The organism is Streptomyces sp. NPDC101160, from assembly GCF_044768205.1.
GTDB lineage: Bacteria > Actinomycetota > Actinomycetes > Streptomycetales > Streptomycetaceae > Streptomyces.
The window spans coordinates 362,741-372,778 of the sequence record NZ_JBIWPJ010000004.1; the positions used below are offsets into that span (position 1 = coordinate 362,741).

Annotated in this window: 6 protein-coding genes; 2 read left to right on the forward strand and 4 right to left on the reverse strand. The window is 75.8% G+C overall.

The annotated features are described in order from the left end of the window. Positions 1-125 precede the first annotated feature (125 nt). The 4 genes from ACIRSU_RS14685 to ACIRSU_RS14700 all read right to left on the reverse strand — a co-directional run bounded on the left by ACIRSU_RS14685 (position 126) and on the right by ACIRSU_RS14700 (position 5,917). A complete protein-coding gene (locus tag ACIRSU_RS14685; protein WP_403791991.1) occupies positions 126-2,894 on the reverse strand; it encodes a M48 family metalloprotease in 2,769 nt (922 codons plus the stop codon). Beyond that, the gene (locus ACIRSU_RS14690) at positions 2,891-3,589 is read right to left on the reverse strand and encodes a hypothetical protein (RefSeq protein ID WP_403791993.1); all 699 of its coding nucleotides are present in this window, start codon (positions 3,587-3,589) and stop codon (positions 2,891-2,893) included. The genes ACIRSU_RS14685 and ACIRSU_RS14690 overlap by 4 nt, the downstream gene beginning before the upstream one ends. 146 nt (positions 3,590-3,735) lie before the next feature. Continuing rightward, the gene (gene meaB / locus ACIRSU_RS14695; protein WP_403791994.1) at positions 3,736-4,692 is read right to left on the reverse strand and encodes a methylmalonyl Co-A mutase-associated GTPase MeaB; all 957 of its coding nucleotides are present in this window, start codon (positions 4,690-4,692) and stop codon (positions 3,736-3,738) included. 22 nt (positions 4,693-4,714) lie between these two features. After that, positions 4,715-5,917 (reverse strand): acetyl-CoA C-acetyltransferase, encoded by a 1,203-nt coding sequence (locus tag ACIRSU_RS14700; RefSeq protein ID WP_403791997.1) that lies wholly within the window; start codon positions 5,915-5,917, stop codon positions 4,715-4,717. Between the two features lie 137 nt (positions 5,918-6,054). Between ACIRSU_RS14700 and mce the strand changes: the two genes are divergently transcribed. Together mce and scy are read left to right on the forward strand one after the other, a co-directional pair. Next, entirely contained in the window at positions 6,055-6,507 is a 453-nt protein-coding gene (gene mce / locus ACIRSU_RS14705) for a methylmalonyl-CoA epimerase (protein WP_403791999.1), read from the forward strand. A 173-nt stretch (positions 6,508-6,680) separates the two neighbouring features. Next, positions 6,681-10,038: polarized growth protein Scy (scy, locus tag ACIRSU_RS14710; RefSeq protein WP_403792000.1), on the forward strand; the 3,358-nt coding region annotated here is incomplete at its 3' end.

Consider the following 10,038-nt stretch of genomic DNA (forward strand, 5'->3'; position numbering starts at 1 on the left):
GGGGGCCGGGGGGCGGCCGCGGGGGGGGGGGGGGGGGCGCCCCGGGGGGGGGGGGGGCCCGGGGGGGGGGGGGGGGCCCCCCCCCACGCCTGCGGTCCCTCCCCCTGCCGCCGCCGATCCCCCCGTCACCCCTGCGGCCGCTTCTTGGCGCGCATGAGCCCGACGCGCAGCAGCAGGACGAGGCACGCGGCGATGAGCCCCCACCACTGGAAGCGCAGGGCGATCGACCACTCCGCGCCGGTCGGGACGAACCGGCAGTACTCCTCCGCGGCGAACCCCCAGTGCAGACAGCCGAAGTGGTCCCGGGACACCAGCAGCCCCACGTGCAGCGGCGGGCCGGCGAGCGCCGCCGCCAGGATGCCGTGCAGCGGGCTCAGCTCCCGCGCCCGGCCGCGTACCCGCCGCTCCACCACCAGGGCCAGGACCACCTGGACGAGCGCCGCGAGGACGAGCCCGTACAGGAAGTGGCTCCACAGCAGCAGCTCGGGCAGCCACAGGGCACTGAGCACATGCACCGCCCAGCACAGCACCGCTCCCCCGCCGCCGACCCACGCGGCGGCCCGCAGCGCGGTCCCCGGACCCGGCTCGGGCTCCGGCGGCCGCCACTGCGGCGGTACGGGGTCGAGCAGCCAGCGGCCGGGGTGCACGGCACCGCGGGTGGCGGCCCGGCGGGCCGCGAGGCCGCCGAGCAGCGGCACGAGCGCGACCGCCGCGAGCAGCGCCGTCATCGCCGCCGACGAGGGCGGCAGCAGGGCGAGCACCGCCGCCACCGGGAAGCGGAGGCCGTCCGGGAGTCCGGCGACGGGCCCGTTCCAGCCGAGCATCTCCGACCAGCCGCCGAGCTGGAGCAGATACGCGAGCCAGAGGGCGACCAGCAGGACCGTGCAGCCGACCAGCCCGGCGAGGACGGCGCCGGGCCGCCGGACCGCCATCGCGACCGGCACCCAGGAGCGGGCGGCCCCCGCGATCCAGCGGACGGCGAGATAGCCACCGGTGCCGAGGGTGAGCTGGGAGAGCAGCAGGGTCCACGGGGAGATCCCGATGACCGTGCCCGTCGTCAGGGCGTAGTAGTCGTCGCCCGCGCTGCCGATGGCCAGGCCCAGACCGAGGAACCGCCCGGCCTTGTCGGCCTGCCGCCAGCGCCCGCCCGTGAGGAAGGCGGCCAGCTCGGCCCGCCAGATCGCGAGCGCGAGACCGGCGCCCAGGACGAGCGCCAGCGGCAGCAGGGCGACCGCCCCGTAGCGGTCGACGCCGGGGATCTCCGACGTCAGTCCGATCACCGGCTCGTACGCGAAGCCGGCGGCCACCCCGAACGCGAGCGCGCTGCCGGGGCTGAATCCGAACAGCAGCCCGGGATCGTCGAGGGCCCGCAGCCGGGCCCGGGGACCGGGGTGGTTGGCGAGAACGTCCTCGGGGTCGGAGACGCCGGCCGGCGGCGGTGCGGGTTCGGCCGACGGGGCTGCGGATTCGGACCGCGGTGCCGGTTCGGCCGACGGCGGTACGGGCTCGGCCAGCCGCGGTGCCGGCTCCGCCGACAGCGATTCGGGCTCGGCCAGTCGCGGTACGGGCTCGGCCGACGGCCGTACGGGCTCGACCGGCGGCGGTGCAGGTTCGGCCGACCCCGGTGCGGGCTCGGCCGACCGCAGTGCCAGTTCGGCCGACGGCCGTACGGGCTCGGCCAGCCGCGGGGCCAGTTCGGCCGACCCCGGTGCGGGCTCGGCCGACCCCGGTGCGGGTTCGGCCGGCGGCGGTACGGGTTCGGCCGACCGCAGTGCCAGTTCGGCCGACGGCCGTACGGGCTCGGCCAGCCCCGGTGCCGGCTCCGTCGACAGCGGTACGGGCTCGGCCAGCCGCGGTACGGGCTCGGTCAGCCGCGGTGCCGGTTCGGCCAGCGGCGGTACAGGTTCGGCCGGCGGGGCTGCCCGCCCGGCCTTTCGGTGGCGGCGTCGGCGGGAGGGGCGGGGTTGCTGCGGCGGCCGGGCGGCGGCCTCGGCCGTGAGCACCGCCCGCAGCCCCTCGGCGCCGCCGGGCACGAGCGCGGCCCGGGCGTCGGCGTGCAGCTCCCTGCTGCGCAGCACGGACTTGCGGGCCAGTGGGACGACCACGCCGACGAGGACGAGATGGCCGGCGCTCAGCAGGTAGAAGAGCACCGGCCCGGAGCCGGCCGGGTTCAGCCACGGGGTGAGCGGTGTGAGGAGGGCGGGCACCAGCAGGCCACGCAGATAGACGAACCAGGCGGCGTCCGTCACGAAAGCGATGTCGACGTCCCGGTTCCGCAGATGGGCCAGCTCGTGCAGGACGATCGCCCGGAAGGCGACGGGATCCCGCTCGTACAGCTGGAGCAGTCCGCGTGCCAGCACGATGTGGCGGCGGCCTCGCCGCCCGAACGCCAGTCCGGTGACACCGCGATCGAGCAGGTCGACGAGAAAGCCGACCGGCTCGCGCACGCCGGAGAGCTCGCGCAGCCGGTCGAGCTCGCGTGCCGTCCCGGGCAGTGCGGCCACCGGGAACGGCCGCAGTCCGCGACGGCGGACCCGCAGCGCGGGCCGGACCCAGTACAGGGCGAGGACGGCGGCCCAGAACAGAGCCAGCGGCACCACGGTGACCAGCGCGGACCGAAGCGGGGACATGCCTCCGCACATCCGGGCCCACTGCTCGGAATCCGGCGCGGGCCGCCCGGCCCGCACGTCGTCCAGGATCCCGAACAGACAGTTCCGCATGGCCTCGGGGTCGGCACCGTCCGGCACGACCAGCCAGCCGGTCCAGGCCACCCCTACCGTCGTCGCCGCCGCCGACATGGCCAGCACGAGCAGCCCGAACCGCAGGGTCGTCCCCGAGGTCACCGCGAACGGATCCGGCCGCACCCGGCCCGATAACGCGGACGCGTCCGTCACGACGCGCCCCCCTCCCCGGCCCCGGGGTCCTGGGTGGTGCCGGGCGCGCCAGGATCGCCCCGATCCTCCGCCGGGGCCGGGGCCGGGGCCGGGGCCGGGGCCGGGGCCGGGGCCGGGGACGGGGACGGAGACGTGCCGGCCGCGTCCGGCGGGGCCGGGGACGGCTCTTCGGACGGCGGGCGGACGGTCAGGCCGCCGACGATCGCGTCCGCGAGGAGGGCCGCGCGCTCGTCCGGGAGGCCGAGGGCGCGGGCACGGGTGAGGGCGAGGGCGTGGATGCGGGCGAGTGCGGCGGGATCGAGCTCCGGAAGGGGCTCGGCGGGCTCCTCGGCCGGCGGGGCCGGGCGGCGGCGGAGGCGGAGGCGGGACAGCCAGGGGCGGGTGCGCTCGGCGACGGCGCGGCCCGCGTCCGTGGACAACTGGTGGGCGACCTCGGCGGAGACGGCGAGCGCCGCGCCGGTGAGCAGGTCGACGGCCATCTCGATGCCCATGCCCAGCGGCTCGGTCCGGGGCGCGCCGGTCCCGGCTCGTGCGGTGCGCCCGGCCGCGGGCCGGGCGAAGTACGCGGTGGCCGTCTCCTCGAAGAGGGCCAGCTCGTCCGGAGCGAGCCGGGCCACCGCGGCCCGGGCGAGCACCGTCGTCCAGTGTTTCCTCTGGTCGCCCGTCCGCTCCGTCTGTTCCGGCTCCCCCTCCATGACACGAGCGTCGCAGGACGCCCCCGGCCCGTCAACGGGTTCACCATCGGCCAACGTGCGTACGGACAGGGCCAGTTGAGGCAGGCCGGTTGCGGCACGAAAAAGGGCTCGGGCACGTGCGTGCCCGAGCCCTCCCGTCTCGCCGGTCAGTGGCCCGTCAGGCTCGCGATCAGCTCGTCCGAGGCCGCGTACGGGTCGAGGTCACCGGCCGTGATCCGCTCCGCGAGCGCGTCGAGGCGCCGGTCGCCGTGCAGGTCGCCGATCCGCTCGCGCAGGGCCGTGATCGTGATCGTCTCGACCTCGCGGGCCGCCCGGGCCCGGCGGCGCTCCGCCAGGACCCCGTGCTCCTCCATCCAGGCCCGGTGCTTCTCCAGGGCCTCCACGACCTCGTCGACGCCCTCGCCGCGCGCCGCGACCGTCTTCACGATCGGCGGCCGCCAGTCGCCGGGCCCGCGCGCCTCGCCGAGGCCCAGCATGTGGTTGAGCTCACGGGCGGTGGCGTCCGCGCCGTCCCGGTCGGCCTTGTTGACCACGTACACGTCGCCGATCTCCAGGATGCCCGCCTTGGCGGCCTGGATGCCGTCGCCCATGCCCGGGGCGAGCAGGACGACCGAGGTGTCGGCCTGGGAGGCGATCTCCACCTCCGACTGGCCGACGCCGACGGTCTCCACCAGGACCACGTCGCAGCCGGCCGCGTCCAGGACCCGGATGGCCTGCGGGGCGGACCAGGCGAGGCCGCCCAGGTGGCCGCGGGTGGCCATGGAGCGGATGTAGACGCCCGGGTCGGAGGCGTGCTCCCCCATCCGCACCCGGTCGCCGAGGAGTGCGCCGCCGCTGAACGGCGAGGACGGGTCTACGGCGAGCACGCCGACCCGCCTGCCCGCCCGGCGGTACGCGGAGACCAGCGCGGAGGTCGAGGTCGACTTGCCGACGCCGGGCGAGCCGGTCAGGCCCACCACGTAGGCGTTGCCCGTGAGCGGGGCGAGCGCCGCCATCACCTCGCGCAGCTGCGGGGACGCCCCCTCCACGAGCGAGATCAGCCGGGCCACGGCGCGCGGCCGGCCCTCCCGTGCCTGGTCGACCAGTGCGGGGACGTCCACCATGTGCAGCTGCTCCTTGAGGTGATTACTTGCCGGGGACCTTGACGATCAGGGCGTCGCCCTGGCCGCCGCCGCCGCACAGGGCCGCCGCGCCCACGCCGCCGCCGCGGCGCTTGAGCTCCAGGGCCAGGTGCAGCACCAGACGGGCGCCGGACATGCCGATCGGGTGGCCGAGCGCGATGGCGCCGCCGTTGACGTTCACCTTTTCAGGGGTGACGCCGAGGTCCTTCATTGACTGGTGCGACACGGCGGCGAACGCCTCGTTGATCTCGATCAGGTCGAGGTCGGAGACGTCCAGGCCCTCCTTCTTGAGGGCGTGCAGGATCGCGTTGGACGGCTGCGACTGGAGCGAGTTGTCCGGGCCGGCCACGTTGCCGTGGGCGCCGATCTCGGCGATCCACTCCAGGCCCAGCTCCTCCGCCTTGGCCTTGCTCATCACGACCACCGCGGCGGCGCCGTCGGAGATCTGCGAGGCGGTGCCGGCGGTGATGGTGCCGTCCTTGGTGAAGGCCGGGCGGAGCTTGCCGAGGGACTCGACGGTGGTCTCGGCGCGGATGCCCTCGTCCTGGGAGAAGACGACCGGCTCGCCCTTGCGCTGCGGGATCTCGACCGGGGTGATCTCGGCCTCGAAGACGCCGTTCTTCTGGGCGGCGGCGGCGCGCTGGTGCGACAGGGCGGCGAGCTCGTCCTGGACCTCGCGCGGGATGCCCAGGCGGGTGTTGTGCTTCTCCGTGGACTCGCCCATGGCGATGCCCTCGAAGGAGTCGGTGAGGCCGTCGTACGCCATGGCGTCGAGCATCTCGATGGCGCCGTACTTGTAGCCCTCGCGGGACTTCGGGAGCAGGTGCGGGGCGTTCGTCATGGACTCCTGGCCGCCCGCCACGACGATGTCGAACTCGCCCGCGCGGATCAGCTGGTCGGCGAGCGCGATGGCGTCGAGACCCGACAGACACACCTTGTTGATGGTGAGCGCGGGGACGTTCATCGGGATGCCGGCCTTGACGGCGGCCTGGCGGGCGGGGATCTGCCCGGCACCCGCCTGGAGCACCTGGCCCATGATCACGTACTGCACCTGGTCGCCGCCGATGCCGGCCCGGTCCAGGGCGGCCTTGATGGCGAAGCCGCCGAGGTCGGCGCCCGAGAAGGACTTGAGCGAGCCCAGCAGGCGACCCATGGGCGTGCGGGCGCCCGCGACGATCACTGAGGTGGTACCGGTCGTTCCAGACATGAGGCGCAGCCCCTTGGGATGAGGAGTGAACGAGGGTTTACCGCCAATGTACTGAGCCGTGGCGCGCCGGGTCACCGGCCTGCCGGTGTGACGGCGCGCACGTTGCGTAACCATCCGGTCGGCGCTGCACTGGAGGCATGCTGACGCGTATCGACCACATCGGGATCGCCTGCCGGAACCTCGACGAGACCGTGGAGTTCTACCGGGCGACCTACGGCTTCGAGGTGTTCCACGAGGAGGTCAACGAGGAGCAGGGCGTCCGCGAGGCCATGCTCAAGATCAACGAGACCTCGGACGGCGGGGCCTCCTACCTCCAGCTCCTGGAGCCCACCCGGGAGGACTCCGCGGTGGGCAAGTGGCTCGCCAAGAACGGCGAGGGCGTGCACCACATCGCCTTCGGCACCGCCGACGTCGACGGGGACGCCGCGGCCATCCGCGACAAGGGCGTCCGGGTCCTCTACGACGAGCCGCGGATCGGCTCCATGGGCTCCCGGATCACCTTCCTCCACCCCAAGGACTGCCACGGTGTCCTGACGGAACTGGTCACTTCGGCAGAGCCGTCCGCTGACCACTCCTCAGCGGAGCACTGACCTCCGGATTCCCGGCCCGGTAGAGTGGGCGGCTCCGGGCCGGGGCCGGTCGGGGCTGCGTGCGCGCGGCACCGAAGTCGGGATGTCGGGGTCGTCCGATCTGCGCCGAATTCCCGGGGGCCCGTCCTCGGCCGTGAGGGCGTGCTCGTTGGAGTGTTGCGACCAGGGGACGGATGGACCGCGCAGTGCGGGGCTACGAACGCCAGGAGAGCCACCGAGCTGAAGACGACCATCTCTCGCGTTTCGAAGCCGAGATGGAGCGGCTGAAGAAGGAGCGGGAGAAGGCCGTCCAGCACGCCGAGGACCTCGGTTACCAGGTCGAGGTCTTGCGTGCCAAGCTCCACGAGGCGCGCCGCACCATCGCGTCCCGGCCGGCCTACGACAGCGCGGACATCGGCTACCAGGCCGAACAGATGCTGCGCAACGCGCAGATGCAGGCCGAGCAGCTGCGCCAGGACGCCGAGCGCGAGCTGCGCGAGGCCCGCGCCCAGACGCAGCGCATCCTCCAGGAGCACGCCGAGCAGCAGGCCCGCCTGCAGGCCGAGCTGCACACCGAGGCCGTGACCCGCCGCCAGCAGCTCGACCAGGAGCTCAACGAGCGCCGCCAGACGGTCGAGTCGCACGTCAACGAGAACGTGGCGTGGGCCGAGCAGCTGCGCGCCCGCACCGAATCCCAGGCCCGCCGCCTGATGGAGGAGTCGCGCGCCGAGGCCGAGGCCTCGCTCGCCGCCGCCCGCGCCGAGGCCGCCCGGATCACCGAGGAGACCCGCCGCCGGGTCGGCGCCGACGCGGAGGCCGCCCGGGCCGAGGCCGAAGCGATTCTGCTGCGCGCCCGCAAGGACGCCGAGCGGCTCCTGAACACCGCGGCCGGCCAGGCGCAGGAGGCCACCAGCCACGCCGAGCAGCTGCGTTCGAGCACCGCGGCCGAGACCGAGCAGGCCCGCCGCGAGGCCGCCGAGCTGTCCCGCGCGGCCGAGCTCCGCGTCCAGGAGGCCGAGGAGCGGCTGCGCGAGGCCCGCGCGGAGGCCGAGCGGACCCTGGCCGAGGCCAAGGACGCCGCGGCCCGGCAGATCGCCGGCGCCGAGACCGCCAACGAGCAGCGCACCCGTACCGCGAAGGCGGAGATCGCCCGGCTGGTCGGCGAGGCCACCAAGGAGGCCGAGGCGCTCAAGGAGCAGGCCGAGGAGCAGCTCCGGGAGGCCACCGCCGCCGCCGAGAAGATGGTCTCGGAGGCCGGCGAGAAGGCCCGTACGGCCGCCGCAGAGGACTCCGCCGCCGCGCTCGCCAGGGCCGCCCGGCAGGCCGAGGAGATCCTCACCAAGGCGTCCGCGGACGCCCAGGAGACCACCCGCAAGGCCGCCGAGGAGGCGGAGCGGCTGCGCCGCGAGGCCGAGGCGGAGGCCGACCGGCTGCGGCACACCGCCGAGGAGCAGGCCGACGAGCTGCTCGGTTCGGCGAAGGACGACACCAAGGAGTACCGCGCCAAGACGGTCGAGCTGCAGGAGGAGGCCCGCCGGCTGCGCGGCGAGGCCGAGCAGCTGCGCGCCGAGGCGATCGCCGAGGGCGAGCGGATCCGCGGCGAGGCCCGGCGTGAGGCCGTGGGCCAGATCGAGGAGGCGGCGAAGACCGCCGAGGAGCTGCTCACCAAGGCCCGCACGGACGCCGACGAGCTGCGCGCGAGCGCGGGCGCCGAGAGCGAGCGGGTGCGCGGCGAGGCGATGGAGCGCGCCCAGACGCTGCGCACCCAGGCCGAGGAGACCCTGGAGCGCACCCGGGCCGAGGCCGAGCGGATGCGCGCCGAGGCCGAGGAGCAGGCGGAGTCCGTCAAGGAGGCGGCGGAGGCCGCCGCCGCGGCGCTGCGCGAGGACGCCGAGCGGGCCGCCGCGGCCCGGCAGGCGGAGGCCGCCGACGAGCTGGCCCGGCTGCACACCGAGGCCGAGACGAAGCTGGCGTCGGCCGGCCAGGAGCTGACCGACGCGCGCGCCGAGGGCGAGCGGATCCGGCGCGAGGCCGCCGAGGAGACCGAGCGGCAGCGCACCGAGGCCGCCGAGCGGATCCGTACGCTGCAGGCGCAGGCGGAGACCGAGGCCGAGCGGCTGCGCGCGGAGGCCGCCGCGGACGCGTCCACCACCCGTACGGAGGCGGAGACCGCGGCGACCGCGCTGCGCGAGTCCGCCGAGACCGAGGCCGAGCGGCTGAAGTCCGAGGCGCAGGAGACCGCGGACCGGCTGCGCGCCGAGGCCGCGTCCGCCGCCGAGCGGGTCGCCGCCGAGGCCGCGGAGGCCCTCGCCGCCGCCCGGGAGGAGGCCAACCGGCGGCGCCGGGAGGCCGAGGAGACGCTGGACTCGGCCCGTTCCGAGGCCGGCCGCGAGCGCGAACTGGCCCGGGAGCAGAGCGAGGAGCTGCTCGCCTCCGCCCGCAAGCGGGTCGAGGACGCCCAGACCGAGGCGCACCGCCTGGTCGAGGAGGCGGAGGCCCGCGCGACCGAGCTGGTCACGACGGCCGAGACGACCGCGCAGGAGGTACGGGACTCGGTCTCGGGCCTGCGCGAGACGGCCGAGGAGGAGATCGCCGGCCTGCGCAGCGCAGCCGAGCACGCCGCCGAGCGCACCCGCACCGAGGCGCAGGAGGAGGCGGACCGGGTCCGCGCCGACGCCTACGAGGAGCGGGAGCGGGCCACCGAGGACGCCAACCGCACGCGCGAGCGCGCCCAGGAGGAGTCCGAGGCGGCGAAGGCGCTGGCGGAGCGGACGGTCACGGAGGCGCTCGCCGAGGCGGAGCAGCTGCGTTCGGAGACCGCCGCCGAGGTGGAGAAGCTCCGCTCGGACACCGTCGCGGAGACGGAGAAGCTCCGTTCGGACACCGCCGAGTACGCGCAGCGGGTACGGACCGAGGTCACCGACGCACTGGCCTCGGCCGAGCAGGACGCGGCCCGCACCCGGGCGGACGCCCGCGAGGACGCCAACCGGATCCGCTCCGAGGCGGCCGCGGCCGGCGAGAAGGTCGTCGGCGAGGCCCGCGCGGAGGCGGAGCGCATCGCCGAGGAGGCCGAGCGGGTCCTCGACGAGGCGCGCAAGGCCGCCGACAAGCGGCGCGCCGACGCGGCCGAGCAGGCGGACGCGCTGATCGGCGAGGCGACGGCCGAGGCGGAGCGCATCGGCGAGGAGGTGGCCCGGCTTCTCGCGGAGGCCGAGCAGGTCAAGGCCGACGGCGAGGCCGAGGCCGAAGCCCTGCGCGCCGCCGCGCGCGCCGAGGGCGAGCAGGTCCTGGACGAGGCCCGCAAGGCCGCCGACAAGCGGCGCGCCGACGCCGCCGAGCAGGCCGACACCCTCATCACCGAGGCCACGGCGGAGGCCGAGCGACTCACCGCGGAAGCGGCCGAACTCGTCACCGAGGCCGAGCAGGTCAAGGCCGACGGCGAAGCCGAGGCCGAAGGCCTGCGCGCCGCCGCGCGCGCCGAGGGCGAGCAGGTCCTGGACGAGGCCCGCAAGGCCGCCGACAAGCGGCGCGCCGACGCCGCCGAGCAGGCCG